21 protein-coding genes are annotated in these 21,401 nt (G+C 68.4%); 8 read left to right on the top strand and 13 right to left on the bottom strand.

Annotated elements, in window-relative coordinates; all coding sequences use genetic code 11:
- Position 1 precedes the first annotated feature (1 nt).
- Positions 2 to 928 carry a hypothetical protein gene (locus CFP71_RS18570; protein WP_093935128.1) on the bottom strand — a complete coding sequence of 309 codons (927 nt, stop codon included), beginning with the start codon at positions 926 to 928 and terminating at the stop codon, positions 2 to 4.
- Between the two features lie 189 nt (positions 929 to 1,117).
- Here CFP71_RS18570 and CFP71_RS18565 point away from each other — a divergent pair, with 189 nt between their 5' ends.
- The gene (locus CFP71_RS18565) at positions 1,118 to 1,780 is read left to right on the top strand and encodes a DUF1707 SHOCT-like domain-containing protein (RefSeq protein WP_093935127.1); all 663 of its coding nucleotides are present in this window, start codon (positions 1,118 to 1,120) and stop codon (positions 1,778 to 1,780) included.
- 8 nt (positions 1,781 to 1,788) lie between these two features.
- Here CFP71_RS18565 and CFP71_RS18560 read toward each other — a convergent pair whose 3' ends face one another.
- The 8 genes from CFP71_RS18560 to CFP71_RS18525 form a co-directional block, all read right to left on the bottom strand.
- Positions 1,789 to 3,207: an MFS transporter gene (locus CFP71_RS18560; RefSeq protein ID WP_093935126.1), complete on the bottom strand. Its 1,419-nt coding sequence runs from the start codon at positions 3,205 to 3,207 to the stop codon at positions 1,789 to 1,791.
- Positions 3,208 to 3,273: 66 nt separating this feature from the next.
- Positions 3,274 to 3,840, bottom strand: a complete 567-nt coding sequence (locus tag CFP71_RS18555; RefSeq protein ID WP_167406177.1) for a cadmium resistance transporter — start codon at positions 3,838 to 3,840, stop codon at positions 3,274 to 3,276.
- Positions 3,841 to 3,864: 24 nt separating this feature from the next.
- A complete protein-coding gene (ptsP, locus tag CFP71_RS18550; RefSeq protein ID WP_093935124.1) occupies positions 3,865 to 5,499 on the bottom strand; it encodes a phosphoenolpyruvate--protein phosphotransferase in 1,635 nt (544 codons plus the stop codon).
- 68 nt (positions 5,500 to 5,567) lie between these two features.
- A complete protein-coding gene (locus tag CFP71_RS18545) occupies positions 5,568 to 6,428 on the bottom strand; it encodes a ribokinase (protein WP_093935153.1) in 861 nt (286 codons plus the stop codon).
- A gap of 323 nt (positions 6,429 to 6,751) precedes the next feature.
- On the bottom strand, positions 6,752 to 7,906 hold the full coding sequence (locus CFP71_RS18540; RefSeq protein ID WP_143267112.1) for a DUF6346 domain-containing protein: 1,155 nt from the start codon (positions 7,904 to 7,906) through the stop codon (positions 6,752 to 6,754).
- 14 nt (positions 7,907 to 7,920) lie between these two features.
- On the bottom strand, positions 7,921 to 8,934 hold the full coding sequence (locus CFP71_RS18535; protein ID WP_093935122.1) for a hypothetical protein: 1,014 nt from the start codon (positions 8,932 to 8,934) through the stop codon (positions 7,921 to 7,923).
- Positions 8,927 to 9,265 (bottom strand): hypothetical protein, encoded by a 339-nt coding sequence (locus CFP71_RS18530; RefSeq protein WP_093935121.1) that lies wholly within the window; start codon positions 9,263 to 9,265, stop codon positions 8,927 to 8,929. The genes CFP71_RS18535 and CFP71_RS18530 overlap by 8 nt, the downstream gene beginning before the upstream one ends.
- Before the next feature lie 24 nt (positions 9,266 to 9,289).
- Complete coding sequence (locus CFP71_RS18525) at positions 9,290 to 9,847, bottom strand: YbaB/EbfC family nucleoid-associated protein (RefSeq protein WP_093935120.1); 558 nt, start codon at positions 9,845 to 9,847, stop codon at positions 9,290 to 9,292.
- Positions 9,848 to 10,037: 190 nt separating this feature from the next.
- On the opposite strand from CFP71_RS18525, the gene CFP71_RS18520 reads away from it, so the two are divergent.
- Together CFP71_RS18520 and CFP71_RS18515 are read left to right on the top strand one after the other, a co-directional pair.
- Positions 10,038 to 10,430, top strand: coding sequence for a hypothetical protein (locus CFP71_RS18520; protein WP_093935152.1), 393 nt, complete (start codon positions 10,038 to 10,040; stop codon positions 10,428 to 10,430).
- Positions 10,431 to 10,447: 17 nt separating this feature from the next.
- Positions 10,448 to 11,167 (top strand): TetR/AcrR family transcriptional regulator, encoded by a 720-nt coding sequence (locus CFP71_RS18515; RefSeq protein ID WP_093935119.1) that lies wholly within the window; start codon positions 10,448 to 10,450, stop codon positions 11,165 to 11,167.
- Here CFP71_RS18515 and CFP71_RS18510 read toward each other — a convergent pair.
- The 3 genes from CFP71_RS18510 to CFP71_RS18500 form a co-directional block, all read right to left on the bottom strand.
- Positions 11,164 to 11,901 (bottom strand): 3-oxoacyl-ACP reductase family protein, encoded by a 738-nt coding sequence (locus tag CFP71_RS18510; protein WP_093935118.1) that lies wholly within the window; start codon positions 11,899 to 11,901, stop codon positions 11,164 to 11,166. The two genes, CFP71_RS18515 and CFP71_RS18510, sit on opposite strands and share 4 nt — an antisense overlap.
- Positions 11,902 to 11,990: 89 nt before the next feature.
- Positions 11,991 to 14,837: a leucine--tRNA ligase gene (gene leuS / locus CFP71_RS18505; RefSeq protein ID WP_093935117.1), complete on the bottom strand. Its 2,847-nt coding sequence runs from the start codon at positions 14,835 to 14,837 to the stop codon at positions 11,991 to 11,993.
- Between the two features lie 170 nt (positions 14,838 to 15,007).
- Positions 15,008 to 16,159 carry an esterase-like activity of phytase family protein gene (locus CFP71_RS18500; RefSeq protein WP_093935116.1) on the bottom strand — a complete coding sequence of 384 codons (1,152 nt, stop codon included), beginning with the start codon at positions 16,157 to 16,159 and terminating at the stop codon, positions 15,008 to 15,010.
- Positions 16,160 to 16,224: 65 nt separating this feature from the next.
- On the opposite strand from CFP71_RS18500, the gene CFP71_RS18495 reads away from it, so the two are divergent.
- Positions 16,225 to 16,647 carry an SdpI family protein gene (locus CFP71_RS18495; RefSeq protein ID WP_093935115.1) on the top strand — a complete coding sequence of 141 codons (423 nt, stop codon included), beginning with the start codon at positions 16,225 to 16,227 and terminating at the stop codon, positions 16,645 to 16,647.
- On the opposite strand, the gene CFP71_RS18490 is transcribed toward CFP71_RS18495, so the two are convergent.
- The gene (locus CFP71_RS18490) at positions 16,644 to 17,225 is read right to left on the bottom strand and encodes a YqgE/AlgH family protein (protein WP_167406174.1); all 582 of its coding nucleotides are present in this window, start codon (positions 17,223 to 17,225) and stop codon (positions 16,644 to 16,646) included. The genes CFP71_RS18495 and CFP71_RS18490 overlap by 4 nt on opposite strands.
- A gap of 209 nt (positions 17,226 to 17,434) precedes the next feature.
- On the opposite strand from CFP71_RS18490, the gene CFP71_RS18485 reads away from it, so the two are divergent.
- The 4 genes from CFP71_RS18485 to CFP71_RS18470 all read left to right on the top strand — a co-directional run.
- A complete protein-coding gene (locus CFP71_RS18485; RefSeq protein ID WP_093935114.1) occupies positions 17,435 to 18,724 on the top strand; it encodes an MFS transporter in 1,290 nt (429 codons plus the stop codon).
- Positions 18,725 to 18,779: 55 nt separating this feature from the next.
- Positions 18,780 to 19,394 (top strand): YbaB/EbfC family nucleoid-associated protein, encoded by a 615-nt coding sequence (locus CFP71_RS18480; protein WP_244199727.1) that lies wholly within the window; start codon positions 18,780 to 18,782, stop codon positions 19,392 to 19,394.
- Complete coding sequence (locus CFP71_RS18475; protein WP_093935112.1) at positions 19,394 to 19,723, top strand: WXG100 family type VII secretion target; 330 nt, start codon at positions 19,394 to 19,396, stop codon at positions 19,721 to 19,723. The genes CFP71_RS18480 and CFP71_RS18475 overlap by 1 nt, the downstream gene beginning before the upstream one ends.
- A 10-nt stretch (positions 19,724 to 19,733) precedes the next feature.
- On the top strand, positions 19,734 to 21,401 hold a 1,668-nt coding region (locus tag CFP71_RS18470; protein WP_425266624.1), incomplete at its 3' end, for a WXG100 family type VII secretion target.

Below are 21,401 nucleotides of genomic sequence, written 5' to 3'. Positions count from 1 at the left end.
TTCAGCCCTGGGCGACGGTGACCGCCGCCGGGTTCCGCTCGGCGGGCAGCGGCGTTTTGACGATCGTCCACTGTGGCTGGTCGAGCCGCCAGCTCGCGACCACGTCGGTGACGAGCACCAGTTCGCCGTCCTCGCTCCACTCGACAGCGACCTGTTTGAGCGGGGTCGCGATCGGCATCGACGGCGCGCGCGTCCAGGTCAGGGTGTCGAGCGCGAGCACCCAGAGGTCGGCTGTCTGCGTGCTCGTCCCCGCCCAGGCGGGGTCGCCGAACAGAACGGCCACCTTGTACCCGTCACGGCTCGGCACCACCTGCCCCGGCTTGCCGTTGGCCACCGGCCACCGGACCGGTGTGCGCTGGTTGTTCCGGAGGTCGAACACGGAGAACTCGGTCAGTTCGGCGAGCAGCATCCGCTCCTTGGTGATCGCGAGGATGCGGGGGAACTGGTGCACGGCGCGGCCGGTGGCGGGGTCGATCAGCACGTCCTCGGCGGTCGCCGTCCCGGCGTTCACCGTGATCAGCAAGCCTTGCGGCACCTCCTGGCGCACCGCCGTCGTGCAGCTCGCCGGACGGCCGCGGTCACGTTCGGCGCCGAGCAGCGAGACGAACTGAAGGCGGCAGAGGTCGTTGCCGTCGTCGCGGATCAGCCACACGCCGGTCTCGTCGGCCGACGGGGCCACACTGCGGGCCTTGCCCAGCTTCCACGGCTGGTTCTTCGGGTCCCCGTAGGCGAGCACCTCGGACGGCTCCACGCACGACGGCCCGCAGCGGGCGGCCGACAGCACGACCGGGAACTTGCCGACGCGGACGACGTCGTTGACGCGGTCACCGGCCGGGGCACCCGGAAGCGGCGTCGTGGCTCCGGTGGCCGGATCGAGCATCGACGGCGGTGACGTCGCCATGACCAGGCGGAATCCGATGTAGTCCACCGGTATGCCTTCGAGTTTCGACGGTGGCGGCGGTGTCGGCACCGGAGCGGGCGCGGGTTGCGGGGTCGCGTCGGAGCATCCGGCCAGCAGGAGGACAGCCGCCAGTACGGCGGCACAGGGGAGAAATGCGGGTCTGTTCAGGGTATTTCCCCGATCTCGCGCGTGAGATCCGGTTCTACCATTCCAGGCATGGGCGAGGAAGAGCAGCCGACGACCGAAACCAAGCCGTTGACCGGACGGGACATCCGGGTCTCCGACGCGGAACGCGAACACGTCGTCGAAGTGCTGCAGAAGGCGATCGGCCTCGGGATGCTGAACCTCGACGAGTTCACCGAGCGGACCGACCGCGCCCTCGCTTCGAAAACCCGCGGTGAGCTGAACGCGGTGCTCACGGACCTGCCGGGCCTGGTGCATCCCGAAGCGGGAATGGTGCCGCGGCAGCAGCAGAACCCGTGGGCGCCGCCGGGGCCGCAGGCCTACGCCCGGTCGTCCGGGCAGGTCATGGAGCTCAACGGCAAGTACTCGGCGTTGCAGCGCAACGGGAACTGGCTGGTCCCGGAGTCGATGGTGGTCCGCAACAAGTACGGCGCCACGAAACTGGACTTCTCCCAGGCCGAGATCAGGTACCCGGTGGTGCACATCGACCTCCAGGCCAAATGGGGCCCGGTGGAGATCACCATCCCCGAGAACGCCGCCGTCGACACCAACTCGATCACCGACATCAAGTTCGGCAACCTCGACGACCGGACCCAGTCGAACGGCCGCCCCGGCACACCCCGGTTCGTCATCACCGGGCGCGTGCACGGGGGAGCGCTGATCATCAAGTATCCGCGGCGGGGCTTCTTCGGCTAGGCCCTGTCCTAGGCGCCCACTGGGCGCACGTGCCGGAGGTGCCTGAGCACGAAGTACGCGATCCCGGCCAGCACCAGCGCGGCCAGCCCGGACACCGCGTGCATGCCGGTGGCGAAGGCCTCGTGCGCGGGAACCGCGTCGGCGAGCTGAGCGCGGGTGACGGCGTTGCCCAGCGTCCCGACGGTCGCGATGCCCAGCGCGTAGCCGAACTCGTTGCCGGTCTGCGAAAGCGAGGCCGCCGAACCGGCCTTCTCCGGCGGCACGGAGCCGACGACCAGATCCGTGCCCAGGGTGACCAGTGGCCCACCGCACAGGCAGGTGACGGCGAACGCGATCGACGGGAGCACCGGACCGGCTCCGGGCTCGACCTGCGTCAGCAGCAGGAATCCGGCGATCGCGCCCGCCAGCCCGGTGGCGATGAGCGAGGCGGGCCGGAAACGGCGGGCGAGGATCGGGGCGACCAGGAAGCTGACGGTCGCCGCGAGCATGCCCGGCAGCAACGCCAGCGCGGCGCCGACCGGTGAGAGCTCCAGGACGATCTGGAAGAACTGCGCGACGAAGAGCATGGTCGTCCCGCCCAGCATGGAGAACGCGCACATCCCGCCCAGTGCCGTCGAGAACGCGGGGACACGGAACAGCTTCAAGTCGATCAGCGGGTCCTCGAGGATTCGCTGGCGCCGCACGAAAACCGCGCCGAAGCCGAGACCGATCAGGAGCGAGGCCACCGGGATCGGGTGGACGCCCTCACGGGCGAGTTCCTTGATGCCGTAGACCGCGGGCAGGATCGTGACCAGCGAAAGCGCGACACTCGTCAGGTCGAGGCGACCGGCGTTCTCGTTGCGGTACTCGGGCAGGAGCTTCGGGCCGACGACGAGCAGCAGGACCATCGCGGGGACGCCGAGCAGGAACACCGAACCCCACCAGAAGTGCTCCAGCAGCACACCGCCGACCATCGGGCCCACGATCGCGCCGACGGTGAAGCAACCGGCCCAGATGCCGATCGCGAGGGAACGCTGACGGCTGTCGAGGAACAGGTTGCTGATCAGGGCGAGCGTCGACGGCGCCAGTGTCGCACCGGCGATCCCGAGGATCGCGCGGGCGGCGATGAGCATCGGCGCACTGGTCGAAAACGCCGCCAGCACGGAGGCCGCGCCGAACGCCGTGGCGCCGATGAGCAGCAGTTTCCGGCGACCGACGCGGTCGCCGAGGGTGCCCATGGTGACCATGAACCCGGCGATCATGAAGCCGTAGACGTCCATGATCCACAGCTGCTGGGTGCTGTCGGCACCGAGGCTCTGGCTCAGTTTCGGCAGCGCGAGGATGAGGACGAACACGTCGAGGGAGACCAGGAAAGTGGGGAGGGCCAGCACGGCCAGCCCGACCCATTCCCGGCGTCCAGCCCGTGTCGGGGTCTCGGTGGTCGTCATGGTCTGGTCCTTTCGTCGCTTCGGTGTCTTCACCAAGGCGTCGAAGTGGCGGACCGGATTTCGACATCAAGCGCTGAGGAGAATCAGCACACCTATTCCGACGAGCACGACCGGAAGCAGCAGATGCCCCCAGCGCGCCAGGGCACGGGCGATCACCGGGCGGGTCGCGAAGTACCGGCCCGCCGCGCACCACACCGCGACGAGCGCGAGGAACACGACCGCGTACACGACCAGCCCACTGGTGCCGGTGTTGGCGAACACCGGGACGTAGACGCCGATGTTGTCGCCGCCGTTGGCGAAGGTCACCCCAGCCACGGCGAGAACGCCGGGACCGACTTCAGGCTCGTCGCCTTCGTCGTCCTTACGCCATACGCGCCACGCGGCCCGGAGGCCGAGCAGGAGCGGCACCAGCCCGAGCCAGGGGAGGACGGAGTCCGGCAGCAGGCCTGCGCCGAACGCCCCGACGATCGAGAGGGCGAGGATCCCGGCGAACCCGAGGTACTGCCCGGCCACCACCCTCGCGGCACCCCCGCGACCGCTCGCGCGGCCGAAAAACAGCGCGAGCAGCACGATGTCGTCGACGTTGGTCACCGCGAACATCGCCGCGGCCTGGCCGATCAGCCCGAAGTTCACCACCGGGGGAGCAAGGGACCTTTGCTATCGCTTGGCGGCCGCGGCACGGGCCTCGACCGGGTCCGACGTGGCCAAAGCCGCCTCGGCGAGTGCCTCGCATTCGGCCAGCGTCGTGGCGGCCAGGCTCGCGCCGACCGCGCGCACCGCGGGCGCGTTCATCGAGAGACTGGTCAGGCCGAGCCCGGCCAGGACCAGCGCGAGCCTCGGGTCGGCGGCGGCTTCACCGCAGACACCGGCGGGCTTGCCGGTGTCCTTCGCGGCCTGGCCGATGACCTTCAGCAGGCGCAGCAGCCCGGGCTGCCACGGGTCGTTGAGCTTGGCGACCGCGCCGAGCTGGCGATCCGCGGCGAAGGTGTACTGCGCGAGGTCGTTGGTGCCGACGGAGACGAAGTCGACCGCGTCGAGGATCTCGCGGGCGGTCAGCGCGGCGGCCGGGATCTCGATCATCACGCCCGCGCGGGCGATTCCGGCGGCGCGGGCGCGCTCGGCGAACCAGGCGGCCTCGGCGGCGGTGGCGACCATCGGCGCCATCACCGAAACCTCGGCGCCGGAGTCCTGCGCGGCACCCGCGATGGCCTCCAGCTGGCGGTCGAGGATCTCGGGCCGGTCGAAGGCGACCCGCAGGCCGCGAACGCCGAGCGCCGGGTTGGGCTCGTCGTCGGGCTCCAGGAAGGCGAGGGGCTTGTCGGCGCCCGCGTCGAGGGTGCGGACGATGACCGGTTTGCCGCGGAACGGCGTGAGCACGGCGGTGTAGGCCTTGCGCTGCTCTTCGACGCTCGGCTCGGCGGAGGCGTCGAGGTAGCAGAACTCGGTGCGGAAGAGGCCCACCCCTTCGGCACCGGCTTCGGCGGCCGCCTGGGCGTCCGTGGCGGAACCGACGTTGCCGAGCACCTTCACGCGGTGGCCGTCGGCGGTCGCGCCGGTGCCGTCCCACTCGATCGCGCCGGTCTTGGCGGCCGTGACGACCTCGGCGTTCGGGTCCGCGACCTCGATGACGCCGGTGTCACCGTCCACCGCAAGCGCTTGCGCGTCGAGCGCGAGGATCCCGCGGACCGCGACGACGGCGGGAATGCCGAGCGCGCGGGCGAGGATCGCGGTGTGACTGGTGGGTCCGCCCTCTTCGGTGACGAGCGCGAGGACCTTGTCCGGGTCGAGCCCGGCGGTGTCGGCGGGCGCGAGGTCGCGCGCGACGAGCACGCTCTGAGACTCGAGGGCGGGAACGCCCGGAGGCGCGATGCCGAGCAGTTCGGCGACCAGCCTGTCGCGCACGTCGAGGACGTCGCGGGCCCGCTCGGCCATGTAGCCACCGGCGGCCGCGAGCGCGTCGGCGAACTTTCCCGCCGCCTGGTACACCGCACGCGGCGCGGGCAGGTTCTGGTCCTTGACCAGTTTCTCGGCCGAGGACACGAGAGCCGGGTCGGCGGCCATCGCCGCGGTGGTGATGAGGATCGTCGTGGCCTCGCCGGTGGCGGTCTCGGCCAGCTTCTCGAGCCGGGCCGCCACGATCTGCGCGGCCGGCTCGATGCGGGCGGCCTCGGCGGCCGGATCTGCCGGTGCCGGCGTGCTCGCGGGTTCGCCGAGAGGTTCGGCGACCCGGACGACAGGACCGCTCGCGCGGCCGGGACTGACGGCGACCCCGGACAGTGACTCAGACGGCATGGTCTAGACCATATCTCATAGGGGGCGTGACCTGGCTCATAGCCAACAGCACAACACAGAAGGAGACATCATTCCAGTTCGGATGCCGTGGGATACGACGGCTGGGCGCCCTGCCGGGTCACGGTGATCGCCGCCACCTTCACCGCCTTTCGCGCCGCGTCGGCCAACTCCTCGCCCTTCGCGAGCGCCGTGGCGAGCGCCCCCGCGAAAGCGTCACCGGCGCCCGTGGTGTCGACGGCCTCGACCTTCGGCGACGGCACCTCCGTCATGCCGTCCGCGGTAACCACGGCGGCGCCCTTCGCGCCGAGCGTCACGACAGCGGCCTTCGGACCGAGGTCGAGCAACTTCGGGAAGTCGGCCTCGCCGCCGAGAAGGAACGCGGCCTCGTGCTCGTTGACCAACAGGACGTCGAGCCCCTGGAGCGTCTTCGCGGAGAGCTCGGCCGCAGGCGAAAGGTTCAGCAGCGTCTTCACACCTTTTTCGACGGCTTCCGCGACGGCCCGCTCGACGGTTTCGAGCGGAATCTCCAGCGACAACACCACGATCTCGGCGCCGTCGAGATCGACGTCCTCGGGCCGCAAAGCGGAGTTCGCGCCGGGCGAGACGAGAATCGAATTCTCGCCGTCGGGCGTGACCGTGATGTACGCGATCCCTGTCGGACGGTCGCTCGTCCGCACCGAAGCAGTGTTCACCCCGGACTCGGCCAGCGAACGTTTCAGCAGCTCGCCGTACGGATCGTCGCCGACCGCGCCGAGCAACGCGACGTCGGCGCCGAGCCTGGCCGCGGCGACCGCGGTGTTGGCGCCCTTGCCACCCGGCGACAAGATCGTGTCGCCACCGAGTACGGTTTCGCCACCACCAGGTCGCCGGTCGACCGGTACGACGAGATCGGCATTGGCGGACCCGATGACCAGCACCTGAGAAGTCATGGAAGAGACCATGCCATGACCAGGAGTTGTCCGGTCATGACCCTTCTCCGGGCGAAGATGTGAAGAACTTTGTAACTTTCTCGGCGTGTAGTGCGACAATCAGGCGAGCAGCGGAACGCCGTCACTCTTTCGGGGGATAACATTCCCCCGGGCGTCACTTCGGCGATCACGCCCGCTCTTGAGATGCGTTGCCGCGGAGAAGCGGTGACGTTGCCCCGGTCCCGATCTGAGTTCGGGAGCAGGGCATCGGGTCGCCGGCGTCGATCACGTAGCCCCCCGAGTGATCGGCGCCGGCGGCGCCCCGTTTCGACGGGGTGCCGTACTCAGGACGCGACCGTGTTCTGCGGGATTCCCCGATACTCGCCCAGCTTGTCAGGCCGGATCATGGTCATCGCTGCCCGGATTTCCGCGAACGCGGCGTCGCTGAACGCCTCGGGAACCCGGTAGCCGTTCACGACGGGCGGAAGTGAGCGGCCGTCGAGGTTCGCCCCGATTTCCCAAAGTCCCTTCAGCGTTCGATGACGCTTCGCGAAATTCTCGTCGAGAGGGAAGAAGTCGATCATCCGCAAGACGTGTTTGCCATCGGTGACGGTGGTCAGCCGAAGCTCGCGGATCTCGTCCCAGCCCACCTCGAAGGTCGCCTTGTCGCGGCGGAACCAGCGAATTCCTTCGACCGACACAGTGAACGTGGTGCACCAGGTCGCCTTTTTCCATCGCGCGGGGGTGCAGAACCAAAGCCATCCGGGAGAGAGGAGCCCGATCGCCGCTATCGTCAGGGTCGCTTCGCGGAGCTCCGTTCCGCGGCCCGCTGCGAAACCCACGATCCCGGAGATGACGGCGACGACGAGGATCACCCCGCAAATGCGCCAGAACTTCGCTGACGACCAGTCGTTGGGCGTGACCGTCCTCGACGCCGTCGCGGGAAGGCCAGCAGGAGCCGCCACGCCACCCAGCGGACGAACCGACGAGAGGGAAAGCGAGCTGGTCACGGGTGTTTCGGCGTCAGGTTTGCGGAAACGCTTGTTCCGTCGCCAGTAGGCGAACAGACCCAGCCCCACGAACCCACCGACGCCAGGTGCGATGCTCCACCACGGAACATCGCTTTTGAAGTCCCGGGCGTAGTACCTGCCGATCTCTTTGACTCGGACGGGTTTACCTATGTCGGCCGGAGTCAACTCGTCCGGGTACGAGCGCGCCGTCACGACCTCTTGCCTGGAACTCGACGAATAGGGGCGAACCTCGATGTCGCAAACCCAGTAATAGCCGATCCCGGCGATGCTCAGTGGCCCTATCTCCTCGCAAGACTTCGCCGTCGCCATGTCGACGAGGTTGCTCGTTCCCTCCTCGCCGTGGGACACCATCCCGCGGCCGAGCAGAGTCCAGCAGAGCAGCGCATAGAGGAACACGCCGACTGCGACGCCAGCCACCTTCCAGGGAGGTCTACGCGTGACTGTGGGAACTGCTTCGTACCCGGTCATCAGAAGACCGTTGCTCACTGGATCGACCCGGATATCCGTTGCGTTCCAGGTTGCTCGAAAATCGGCTCCTGCTCGACAGGGCGTCTGGAGCCGACCGCTCCGTTCGCCTTCTCGGGCTGCTTCGGTTCGCCAGTGGCGTCGATGGTCGTCTCTCGCCGGTCACGCGCCTTGTCTTCCGACGCACTCTTGACCACCTCTTTGACGGCCGTCTTTCCTGCTTCCTTCGCCACCTCCCAGAAAGCACCCATGCCCGCGCCCTCGAACACGTCGCCCTTCTTGAGGAGGTCGCCGACGTTCTTGTAGAAGTCCGTCAACATGGACTTCGCGCGCATGAGGACGCGCATCAGCTTCTCGGCCCATGTCATGGCCTCAGTGCTTTTTTCGATCGCGAAGGGAACGCCCTCCGCGGCCAGAGCGGCCGGATAGGCAGGCGGTGGATACCTGGCGATGATCATGACGATCTTCGCCAAGGTGTCGGTGATCAGATCCCGAATGATCGTTCGAACCACCGAGAGCACGGTCTTGCAGATGTTGATGATGTTCCCGGCGCGCTCGGCGAGCCGGACTATCTCTCGGTACCCGTTGAGCTGTTTTTGCACGTAGGCGCGATACGCGTCAGCCCCGGCGCCCGACCACTCCATGCAGTTCTTCTGGACCTCGTCGGTCAACTCCTCGGCCGTCGTCTTGACATACTTGCCGACCTCCAGCCATTTCTGCACCTCGAGGTCAAGTGCGTCTTGGTCGCCGGAAACCCAGTTGAGAGGTTCCTTCAAGAAGTCGACGTGCTCGATGATCCAACCGAAACCCCAGCTCATCAGGGTTTCCAGAGGGTTCTTGATGACCTCGACGATGTCAGGCACGGCTCCCGCCAGGCTGAGAAGTCCTTCCGTCCAGTCACCGTTCAGAAGCTTTTCCGCGCCGCCGACCACATCCTGGATGGCGCCCGCACCTTCCAGAGCGTTGTCCACCTTGTATTTCTCGGCGTCCGTTTCGCTCTTGGCGCTCTTGAGGACGTCGTTCTCAGCCACGTTCCACCTGCTCTGCCCGCTTCAGAAGGTCCACCGCGTCCTGGTCGGTCACCCGGCGCACCTCGGCCCACTTCCGCACTGCGGCGACATGGTGCTCGCCCGCCGAGATCGCGGATTGCAGGGCCTCGCGCACGTTCTCCGAAAGGTTGTTGCAGATCAACGACATCCCGCACATATTTCCGATCAGCCCGAAGGCCAGTATGTCCACACGGTCCTTGTCCGCGTCGAGCGCGGTCCGCAAATGCTCGTGCGTCCGTTCCACCTGTTTGGCGTGTTCGTCGATCTGGTCCGGATTTACGTCGAAACCCTGGCCTGCCTGCGGCTGCCCCATGATTTCCCTCCCTCAAGAACCCGCTCAGCGCAGGAAGTCGCCGCCGGTGAAGTAGTCGTCCTCGTGGTCGGCTTGCTGCCTGCGCGCGGCACGCGGCGGCGCGGGCGAGGCCGGAGGTGCCGGAGGGGCGGGCGGCTTCGGAGCGGGCGGAGGCGGCGGCGCGTCGAGTTCGTCGGCGGCGACGAAGCGGTCGTCCTCGTCGACGTCCTGGTGGCCACCCTCGACGTAGCCCGTCGGTTCGGGTTCCGGGTACTCGTTGTGCAGCTGGTTGACCAGTTCGTTCATGGTCTCGGTGCCCGCGATGGACGGAACGCCGGTCTGCATCGCGCTCGCCAGCTTGCTCTGGGCGCTCTGGACGACGCGGAGAATCTCCTGCGCGAGCGCCGGGTTGTCCCGCACCGACGGGCCGATCTCCAGGCCCACCAGGTTCCCCGCGTGGTTGACCTTGACCGAGATCTGGCCGTCCTTGCTGCGTTCGGACACCGAGACGCCTTCGATCTCGGTGCGCATCTGATTCGCTTTTCGCTGGGCGTCGGCCAGCTTGGCCTCGAAATCAGCGAAGAGCTGCTCAGGGTTCGACACGCGAACCTCCCCTGTTCACGTCGTAGCCATTCGGCGACCGAGTGTGGCATACCCGTCTGACATCGGGGAACGTTTCGCGCGCATCCACACCCCGGTCGTGTGGATCACCACAACGACCTCCGGTTTCCCCTACCCGATGTTGCGGATTACCCGATGTTCACGCTGGTCAGCGCGCCATAGCGTGCTGAACATGACTATTTCGGACTGGAAACGCGCGGTCTACGCGCTTCTCGTACTTCCGGGGTATCTCGGTGGTGCGAAGGTCCAGCGCGGGCTCGCGCGGCGGTGGCTCGGCAGGGAGGGCGGGGGCCGTCCGCGGTTCGCGGCGGCGTTCGGGCCGAGTGTGGTCGCGTTCCTGCTCGCGCTGCTGCTCCTCTATCTCGCCGGGCGCATCGCGACCTACGGCTTCTTCTGGACCGGAAGCGACCCTGAAGGCACGTGGGGCGGACCGACGCTGGCGGGGGCGTGGGTCGTGCATTTCCTCGTCGCGATCGGGATGGCTGTGCCGATTTTCCTGGCGCTCCGGGCGCTGACCGCGCTCCAGGCCCGCCTGCTGGGCTGTTCCGCGATAAGGGCGTACTGACCACCTAGAATGCCCGGATGAACAACACCGGCCGCAGGGGTCGCGAGCGGGCCGCGACCGATCAGGACATCCGGCGGACGGCGCGGGCGCTCCTGGTCGAGCAGGGGCCGGAGGCCGTGACCCTGCGGGCGATCGCGCGCGAGCTCGGCATCACGGCGCCGGCGTTGTACCGCTACTACGGCTCACGCGACGATCTGATCGAGCACCTTCGCGCGGACGTCGTCGCGGATCTCGCGGCCGGGCTGGCCGAGGACATCGCGCAGCTGCCGGACGAGGGCGCGCTTCAGCTTTTCGCCATCTGCAAGGGATTCCGGCGCTGGGCGCTGACCCACACGAAGGAGTTCACCCTGGTCTTCGCGTCGCCGGCGGGCGACGACACGTTGAGCAGGCTGGGTGAGCCGTTCGGGCGGATCTTCCTCGCGGCGGCGGGCCGGGTGCTCGCGATGCACGATCTGGTGACGCCGTCGAACGACGTGGTGCCCGCCGAACTGCGCGACGATCTCACGTCCTTCCAAGGGGAACTGCTGGCCGTACTCGAAGAATCCGGCGAGACGTTCCCGCTCGACAAGCTCGACCTCGGCGTGACGTACCTGATGATCCAGTTCTGGGCCCGGCTCTACGGGCACGTCACGCTCGAGGTCTTCGGCAACTATCCGATCCCGTTCTCGAAACCGGACGTCCTCTTCGACGCGATGCTGGCCGACCTCGCACGCGAGATCGGCCTGTCGATCGACTAGGCCGCGTGCCCGCCGTCGACCGAAACGGTCGTCGCGGTCACGTAGGCGCTTTCCGGCCGTGCCAGGAACGACACGGTGGCGGCGACCTCCGAGGGCGAGCCGTAGCGATCGGACACCGTCAGGCTCCGCTGGTCGGCGGCGTACGGGCCGTCGGCCGGGTTCATGTCGGTGTCGGTCGGGCCGGGGTGGACGATGTTCACGGTGATGCCGCGCGGGCCGAGTTCCCTGGCCAGGCCCTTGGTCAGGCCCAGCAGCGCGGTCTTGCTCACCGCGTACAACGACATCCCCGGGCCGGGCACGCGGTCCGAAACGCAGCTGCCGATGCTGATCACGCGGCCGCCTTCGCCGAGGTGCCGGGCCGCGGCCTGCGTGGCCACGTAGACACCGCGGACGTTGACCGCGAGGACGCGATCGATGTCTTCCAGGCTCGTCTGGTCGAGCGGGCCGACGAAGCCGACGCCCGCGTTGTTGACCAGCACGTCGAGCCTGCCGAACTCGGCGACCGCCGTGTCGACGGCGGACACCAGAGCGGCAGCGTCGGCGCTGTCGGCCCGGATCGCCAGCGCGCGACGGCCGAGCGCCTTGATCTTGTCCACGACACCGGCCGCGAGTGCGTCGTTGTTCTGGTACGTGAGCGCGACGTCGGCGCCGTCCTCGGCGAGCCGGATCGCCGTGGCGGCACCGATCCCGCGGCTGCCGCCGGTCACCAAAGCCACCTTGCCGTCGAGGGTCATGCGGTGTTCTCCGTTCGATTTCGTTGTCCTTGAACAACTCCATCGAATCGCCTCATGACCCTCGACGCTGGCGTCTTTCCGTCACGGCACTACAGCACGATGTTGACCAAACGTCCCGGCACGACGATCACCTTGCGCGGGGTGCCGTCGCCGACCAGGGCGGCGACCTTCTCGTCGGCCAGCGCGGCCGCCTGCACGGCGTCCTTGCCCGCGTCGGCGGGCACGGTGATCCGCGAGCGCACCTTGCCGTTGACCTGGATCGGGTACTCCACGGAGTCCTCGACCAGGTACTTCTCGTCGACGACCGGGAACGGCCCGTGCACCAGCGAATCCGCGTGGCCCAGGCGCTTCCACAGCTCCTCGGTCAGGTGCGGGGCCAGCGGCGCCAGCATCAGCACCAGCCCTTCCACCAGTTCACGCGGCGTCGCCTCGGTCGCGCCGTAGGTCTTGGTGACGTAGTTGTTCAGCTCGATCAGCTTCGCGCCGGCCGTGTTGAACCGCAGTTCCGCGTAGTCCTCGCGGACCCCGGCGATCGCCTTGTGCAGCTGCTTGCGGTCCGCGTCCGTGGCGTCCACAGTGGACACCCGCAGTTCGCCGGTCTCCTCGTCGACGACCAGGCGCCACAGCCGCTGCAGGAACCGCTGCGCGCCGACGACGTCCTTGGTCGCCCACGGCCGCGAAACGTCCAGCGGGCCCATCGACATCTCGTAGAAGCGGAAGGTGTCGGCGCCGTAGTCGGCGGCCATCTGGTCCGGCGTCACGACATTCTTCAGGCTCTTGCCCATCTTGCCGTATTCCTGCTTGACCTCTTCGTCGCCGAAGAAGAACTTGCCGTCACGTTCCTCGACCTGATCGGCCTGGACGTAGACGCCGCGGGAATCGGTGTAGGCGTAAGCCTGGACGTAGCCCTGGTTGAACAGCTTCCGGTACGGCTCCTTGGACGACACGTGTCCCAGGTCGAACAGCACCTTGTGCCAGAAGCGCGAGTACAGCAGGTGCAGCACCGCGTGCTCGACGCCGCCGACGTACAGATCCGTGCCGCCCGGGTCTTCGACGCCGTGCTCGGCCGGACGCGGGCCGACCCAGTACGCCTCGTTCTCGGGCGCGACGAACACGTCCGGGTTGGTGGGGTCCAGGTACCGCAGCTGGTACCAGCAGGAACCCGCCCAGTTCGGCATCGTGTTGATGTCGCGGCGGTAGGTCTTCTTGCCCTGCCCCAGATCCAGTTCGACCTCGACCCAGTCGGTGGCGCGGGCCAGCGGCGAGGACGGGGTGCTGTCCCTGTCCTCCGGGTCGAAGGTCACCGGCGAGTAGTCGGCGACCTCGGGCAGTTCGATCGGCAGCATGCTGTCCGGCAGTGCGTGGACCTGGCCGTCCTCGTCGTAGACCACCGGGAACGGCTCGCCCCAGTAGCGCTGGCGCGAGAACAGCCAGTCGCGCAGCTTGTACTGGACGGTGCCGCGACCGTGGTCGTGCTCCTCCAGCCAGCCGATCATCGTCTTCTTGGCCTCGTCGACACCCATGCCGTCCAGGAAGCCCGAATTGATCGCGGGTCCGTCGCCGGTGAACGCCTTGCCGTCGAAACCTTCCGACGGCTGCACCGTGCGGATGATCTCCAGGCCGAACTTCTCGGCGAATTCCCAGTCGCGGGTGTCCTGGCCGGGGACGGCCATGATCGCGCCCGTGCCGTAGCCCATCAGGACGTAGTCGGCGACGAAGACCGGGATCTCCTTGCCGTCGGCCGGATTCACCGCGTAGGAGCCGGTGAAGACGCCTGTCTTCTCCTTGTTCTCCTGACGGTCCAATTCGGACTTCCGCGCCGCGGCGGCGCGATAGGCGGCGATGGCTTCGGCCGGGGTGGCCGCCTCACCGGTCCAACGCGCGTCGACACCTTCCGGCCAGGTGGCGGCGGTCAGTTCGTCGACCAGCGGATGCTCGGGCGCGACCACCAGATAGGTGGCGCCGAACAGCGTGTCCGGGCGGGTCGTGAAGACCTCGATCTTCTTGTCACCGGAATCGAACGACACCCGCGCGCCGTGCGAGCGGCCGATCCAGTTGCGCTGCATGGACTTGACCTTCTCCGGCCAGTCCAGCAGGTCCAGGTCGTCGACCAGGCGATCGGCGTAGGAGGTGATGCGCATCATCCACTGGCGCAGATTGCGCCGGAACACCGGGAAGTTGCCGCGTTCGCTGCGGCCTTCGGAGGTGACCTCTTCGTTCGACAGCACCGTGCCCAGCCCGGGGCACCAGTTCACCGGCGCCTCGGAGATGTAGACCAGCCGGTGCGAGTCGATGATCTCCAGCTGCTCGGCACGGGTCAGCTCGCACCAGTTGCGGCCGTCCGGCGTATGGCGTTTGTCCTGCGCGTACTCGGTCTCCAGCTCGACGATCGGGCGCGCCTTGCCCGCCTTCTCGTCGTACCAGGAGTTGAAGATCTGCAGGAAGATCCACTGGGTCCACTTGTAGTAGTCCGGATCGATCGTCGAAATCCGGCGACGCTCGTCGTGGCCCAGACCCAGGCGCCGGATCTGGCGCAGGTAGGTCTCCATGTTCTCTTCGGTCGTCTTGCGCGGGTGCTGCCCCGTCTGGACGGCGTACTGCTCGGCGGGCAGGCCGAAGGCGTCGAAGCCCATCGTGTGCAGCACGTTCCGGCCGATCATGCGGTGGTACCGCGCGAAGACGTCGGTCGCGATGAAGCCCAGCGGGTGCCCGACGTGCAGGCCGGCGCCCGACGGGTACGGGAACATGTCCTGGACGAACAGTTTGTCCGACGGGACCTCACCGCTCTCGTCCGCGAGCGGACCGACCGGGTTCGGCGCGTGGTAGGTGCCGTGATCGGACCAGTAGTCCTGCCAATGCCGCTCGATCCGGCCCGCCAGCTCCGCGGTGTAGCGGTGCTGAGGGGCCGTGTCGGCGCCTTCGCTCGCCTGGTTCATCGCCGAAATCCTCCGTGCTCATCCACGTCAAGCCACTCCAGAAACAACTCGACCCCTCAGCCCGGAGGGCATGAGGGGTCGCCGCGCTGGTCCCGGCCGATCGACCGAGTTCAGCGCGGCAGGCTAAGGAGCAGCCGAGCCGTGTTCATGAGTCCAGTTTAACGCCCTGGTCAAAGCCGTTCCGAGGGGACCGCCAGAGCGATGAACTGGGTCACCTGGGTCGCGGAGAAGTTGTTGTCGCTGACCAGCACCAGACTGCGCTCGCCGTTCGGCAGGCGCGGGCCCCAGGTCATCCCCTCGACGTTGTCCACAGTGGACAACTTGAAGTCCGCGAGGTCCGCGAGCATGCGCTTCTTGACCGGCTTGACCTTCTCGGCGCCGCCGAGCGAAGGGATGTTCGCGACGTTCGTGGCGCCCTTGGTGTCGATCTCGAAGATGCGGATCTTGTTGCCGACACCGGTGACGAACGAGCGCTCCATCACCAGGTAGCGCGTCGGATCGGCCTGGTCGACGGCCAGCAGCGACGAGATGCCGGTGGTCGCGAAACCGCCGGGCGGGTTCGGGGCCGCGAACACCTTCTCCTGCGGGTACGCGTACTGCGCGAGGACCGGCCCGAAGCGCGACTGCACGGTGATGCGCGAAAGGGCGCCCGACGTGGTGGTCGGCTCGGGGCCGTCCTGCAACAGCGGGCCCTCGACCGAACTGGCGATGAGCGAGCCGAATCCGGCGAAGGTGATGCCTTCGAGGGCGAGGTTCTGCCGCGGCCCCGTCGTCTCGGTCATCTTCTCGTTGGCCGGGATCGGCAGGTCGCGGACGTAGGAGCCGTCGCGCTTCGCCTCGCGGATGGACGGGTCGATCCGCGCCGCCGCCGACCGCTCGCCCTCCTGCGACCAGACGTACCGGCCGGTCCAGGGGTCGACCCGCAGCTCTTCGGGGTCGATGGTCTGCATGTTCGGCGGCTGCGCGGGGTCGTTCTTCGGCAGCGGCGGGTACGGCGTGCCGTCGGGCCGCAGGAGCGGCTTGGTGCCGGTGAAGGTGACCGGGCCGAGCCCCTTGGCGTCGAGGGAGAACTTCGCCGTGTAGAACCGCGCCGGGTTGATGGCGGACCGGTCGTCGCAGATCAGCGCGTACTCGCCGGTGCGGTGGTCGTAGTCGATACTGGACAGGCCGCCGACGATCGTGCCCTCGTAGGGCAGGAAGTTCGGGACGATCTGTTCCCCGATGAGGCGAAGCGGACGGTGGCCCGCTTCGGCGGCCGGTGCCGCCATCAGGGTGAGCGGAAGGGCCCCGATCAGGGCGGTTGCTATGACTCGGCGTGACATGGCCTGTAGCACAGTCGACCAGGGTATCCGGCAGGTTGCCGGGACGTCACGCTTATCCTCGTGGAGTGTTCGTCATAGCGCTGGTCCCGATCGTGCTGGGTGTCCTCGTCGGCTGGGGTGGTTTCCTCGGTCTGCGCGAGAAGCTGCCGCGTGACCGCGGCGCGGGCGTGCGCACCGCCGCCACCATGCGCAGCGAGGACGCCTTCCGCCTCGGCAACAAGGTCGCGGGGCTCCCGACGCTGGCAGGCGGCGTGATCGCCGTGCTCGCCGGGATCGCCGCGCTGGTCATGCCGACGACGTTCGGGCTGCTGCTCGCCTCGTTCGTGGGCGTGGTCGGGATGATCGCGCTGGTCGCGGGCGGGGGAGTGCTCGGCAACCGCGCCGCCGCGACGGTGCCCGAACCCGAACCGGAGCGGCCGGCCGGCTGCAGTGGCTGCGCCTGCGGGACCTGCGGCGTCTTCAAGAAGGCCGACACCGCCACCGCCTAGTTCCGCTGAAGGTCTCCTGGATGGGTGGCCAGCAGCGCCAGCGGGATGCCCTGACGGCGCAGCACCTGGCCCCAGAGGTCGTGGTGCGGCGAAGCGAGGACGTCGCTGGGCAGCGCCGGGACGATCACCCAGTCGTCGCGTTCGATCTCGTTCGCCAGCTGGCCGGAGTCCCAGCCCGCGTACCCGGCGAACACCCGCACCCCGCGGACCTTCGGGACCAGGATCTCGGGGTCGGTGTCGAGGTCGACCAGCGCGACCGGGCCGCGGACCGCGATCACGCCGGGCACGCTGGACGCCGTCTCGCCGGTCCGCAGCGCGGCCAGGCACAACGCGGTCTTCTTCTCGACCGGTCCGCCGACGAAAACCGACTGCGGTTCCGCGACATGGCCGCCCCAGTTCGGCAGCACGTCGTACACCGGGACGTCACTCGGACGGTTCAGCACGACGCCGAGCGTTCCCTCGTCCCGGTGATCGATGACGAACACGACGGTCCGCCGGAAGTTGGGATCGACCATCGTGGGGGCGGCGACCAGGAGCGTTCCCGGTTCGACCTCGGCGTCCGCTGGCACGTCCGCCATGATCCCACTTCGAGTGGAGACAAATCGTCCGGCCAGGGAACAACAGCATCACGAGCACCGTTGGACACATCAGGTCGGTGCGCTTTCCGTGTCCCCCGGGCTCACTGAAGAACCGCCTTTGTGGAATACCGTCCGGCTGGAGCCACACTGCGCATAGCCGCCGAGAGGCGACCCTAAAGCGCACCGGCCGCCTTCTTTAGGCTTCGCTCGTGACAACCACCGCCGCGGCGCCCACCAGGGCGTTCGTCCGCGACCGTGACTTCCGACGACTGCTGTACACGCGGTTCTCCGCGCACTGGGGCAACGGCATGTACCAGGCCGGGCTGGCCGGAGCCGTCCTCTTCAATCCCGAACGCGCCGCCGACGCGCTCGCCATGGCGGGCGGGTTCGCGGCGCTGCTGCTGCCCTATTCGGTCGTCGGACCGTTCGCGGGCGCGCTGCTCGACCGCTGGGACCGGCGGAAAGTCCTGATCTTCGCGAGTCTCCTGCGGTCCTTCACCATCCTCGCGACGGCCGTCGCCGTCGGCACGGGAGCGGCCGGGATCGGGCTGTTCTCCCTGGCACTGGCGTCCGAAGGCGTCTCCCGGTTCATCGGCTCCGGCCTGTCCGCGTCGCTGCCGCACGTCGTCGAGGAGAAATCCGTGGTCGCCGCGAACGCCTTCGCGGCGACGTGGGGTTCGGTGCTCGCGGTCGTCGGCGGCGGCTGCGCGATCGGCCTCCGGGAACTGACCGGCGCCGACGACTCCGGTTCCGCGTGGGTCACCGCCGTCGCCGCGCTGGGCGGGATCGGCGCCGCGGCCCTCGCCTCGGGATTCGGCCGCGGGCTGCTCGGCCCGTCGACGGTCGACGAGCCGTCGAACCCGGCGCTCGCCGTCGTCCGCGGCCTGTCCGACGGCGCGAAGGCGGCCTGGCGCACACCCAGTGTCACGGCCGGGTTCGTCGCGCTGTTCGCCCATCGCGCGTCGTACGGGATCTCGCTGCTGGTGACCGTGCTGCTGATGCGCAACCACTTCGCCGCCGGGATGCCGGGACTCGGCCGGATGGCGGCGTTCGCCGGCGCGGGCATCCTGGTCGCCGGACTGCTGACCGCCCGGCTGATCCGGCTGTTCGGCAGGCTCCGCGTCGTGCTGGGCGCGCTGGTGCTGGCGGCGGTCGCGCAATCCGCGCTCGGGCTGCCGATGCTGGTCCCGACGGCGCTGCTCGCGGCGTTCCTGGTGACCGGCGCCGGTCAGGTGCTGAAGCTCTGTGTCGATTCCTCGGTCCAGCTCGACGTCGCCGACGAGGCACGCGGACGCGTCTTCGCGCTCTACGACACGCTGTTCAACATCACCCAGGTCGCCGCCGTTTCGCTGGCCGCGACGGTGATCCCGGACGACGGCGTTTCGCCGGGACTGCTGATCGCGGCCACCGTCCTCTACCTGGTGGGAGCCGCCGGTCACCTGCTCGCGGTGCGAAAACGGAGAACGAGTGATACGACGCCTCCGTTGGCATTAGGGTGACGCCTACCGACACCGGGTGGCGTATGCCCGGGATCCAGCACTCGCGGGGGCTCAAGTGACGACGGCCGGCGACGACAGCGCACGCCTCGAAGCGCGCAATGCCGCCATGAAGGACCAGGTCGACACGCTGCTCGAACAGTTCGAGCGTCAGACGGCCCAGCTCCGGGAGGCGCAGGACGCGGCTTCGCAGACGTCGGCGACGGTGGTCTCGCAGGACGGTCTCGTCCGCGCCACCATCGACGCGACAGGCACGCTCGCGAAACTGGAGATCCAGCCGAACGCCTTCGAGCGCACCAATCCCGCGCAGCTGGCCAACACCGTGCTGACCCTGGTCCGCCAGGGATCGTTGCAGGTCAAGCAGCAGGTCGCCGATCTGATGGCCCCGATCACCGAGGGCCTGCCGGACCTCTCGGACCTGATCGAAGGCGCCCCTTCGCTGCAAGGGCTGATGCCGTCGATCCCGGACTTCCTCGCGGAGGAGGAAGAAGAGGCACCGGCGAAGTCCGACGAAGACTTCGACGCCCCGCTGATGCTCAAGGACGACGCCCCGCCGCCGCCTCCTCCGCCGTCGGCCCCGCCCGCGCCGAAACCGATTCCCAAACGGGTGCGTCAGACGCGGGACGATGACGAGGAAGAGCCGCCTTCGAGCTGGCTGACCAGGGGAGTCTGATGCCGAACGGTGGGGGCGGAGGCGGATTCACCGCCGATCCGGACGCGGTGAAGACGGCGGCGGCCAAACTGGGGCTCGCGGCGGATCAGCTGGACGACGCGGGCAAGGAACTGATGGCCGCGATCAACTCGCTCGGCCAGTGCTGGGGCGCCGACGACGCCGGCAAGGAGTTCGCGAAGGACTACGAGCCGGGCGCGAAGGGTTCGTCGGAAGGCTTCGCGAACATCGTCGAGGCGCTGCGCGGCATGCAGCACAACGTCGAACGGTCGATGACCGCGTTCACGAACGCCGAGGAAGAGATCAAGACGACGTTGGACAAGAAGGTCTGACGCCGTGGGTATGGAGATGCCCGACGCGGTCAAGTGGCTCTTGCCGATCGTCGTAGGGGAAAGCTGGCCGGAAGGCGACGAGGACAAGCTCCGCGACCTGCGTGACGCCTGGCACAACGCTTCCAAGGCCATCCAGCCGATCGCCGACACCGCGACCAAGGGCGCCACGGAGGTCCTCGGCGGCTGGAGCGGTCAGGGCGCGGAGAAGTTCGCCGAGGCCTGGAAGAAGTTCGTCGAAGGCGACGAGGCGTACTTCAAGTCGCTGGCCGATTCGTCGAAGGCGCTCGGTGACTCGTGCAACGCGACCGCGCTGGACGTCGAGTACACGAAGTACATGATCATCATCTCGCTGGTGATCCTGGCCGCGCAGATCGTCGCGATGATCGCGGCCGCCGCGGTGACGTTCGGTGGTTCGACGGCGGGCATCGCGCCGGCGCAGATCGCCACCCGCATGACCGTCCAGATGATCTTCCGCCAGCTGATGCAGAAGCTCGCGCAGGAAGGCTTCAAGAAGGTCGCGAAGGAACTCCTCGAGAAGCTTCTCAAGGAGGGCCTGAAGAAGATCGGCAAGGAAGTCCTCCAGAACACGGCGATGAACCTCGCCATGGACGCGGGCATCCAGGGCCTCCAGATGGCCAAGGGCGACCGCGACAGCTGGGACTTCAGCAAGACCAAGGATTCCGCGATCAGCGGCGCCGTCGACGGGGTGGTCGGCGCGGGCAGCAGCAGCATCGGCAAGGGCGCCACCAAGGGACTTTCCGACAGCGTGGGCGGCCAGATCGTCGACAGCGCCGCGCGGGGTGCCGTGCGCGGCGCGGCCGAAGGTGTCGCCAGCACGGTCGGACAGGCCGCCGTCACCGGTGACCTGGACAAGCTTTCGGCCAAGGACGTCCTGATGGGCGCTTCCGGCGGGGCCGTGGGCGGCGGCGTCGACGGGGCGAAGAGCCAGATCGGCGACATCCGCACCGCGAACACGCCGAGCGCCACACCGGACGCCGATGGCCCCTCGACACCGGATGTGGATTCCGGGGATTCCGGGACGCCTTCGCGTTCTTCGAGCTCGCCGGATTCTTCGAGCTCTTCTCCGGACTCCGGCTCTTCTGCCAGCCGCACTTCGTCCTCTGATGGCGATTCGGGGCGCAGTTCGTCCTCTGATGGCGATTCTTCGGCGCGGAGTTCGTCCGGACAGCCTGATTCGCAGGCGCAGTCGCAGGGACAGTCGCGTTCGGACGGCGGGAACCAGGCTCCGCAGCAGGCTCCGCAGGAGCACACGCCGAGTTCCGACAACGGACCGCAGCGGGCGGCGGACAGCGATCGGGTCAGCCAGTCGTCGGTGCAGGCTCCGGAACGTCCGGCGGACGCCCCGGCGAACACCGGCGACGGTCAGCGCGCGCCGCAGACCCACCAGAACGCTCCGGCGGCGGCCGCGGACAACGGCGCCGGGTCCGGTCAGCAACAGCAAGCCGCGGGGGCGAACCAGCAGCAGGCACCCGCGGCGAGCCCAGCCCAGTCACCGGCGGCGACACCCGCGGCGGCGCAGGCAGCCACGGCGAGCCCAGCACAGTCATCGGCGGCGAGTCCGTCACAGGGACCTTCGTCGGGCCCGGCTTCCGGTCCGTCACAGGGACCTTCGTCGGGTCCGGCCTCCGGTCCATCTCAGGGACCTTCGTCGGGTCCG

This window comes from Amycolatopsis thailandensis, from assembly GCF_002234405.1.
Classification (GTDB): Bacteria; Actinomycetota; Actinomycetes; order Mycobacteriales; family Pseudonocardiaceae; genus Amycolatopsis; species Amycolatopsis thailandensis.
Note: the sequence above shows the minus strand (reverse complement) of the source record. Positions and strands in the feature narration are given on the sequence as shown.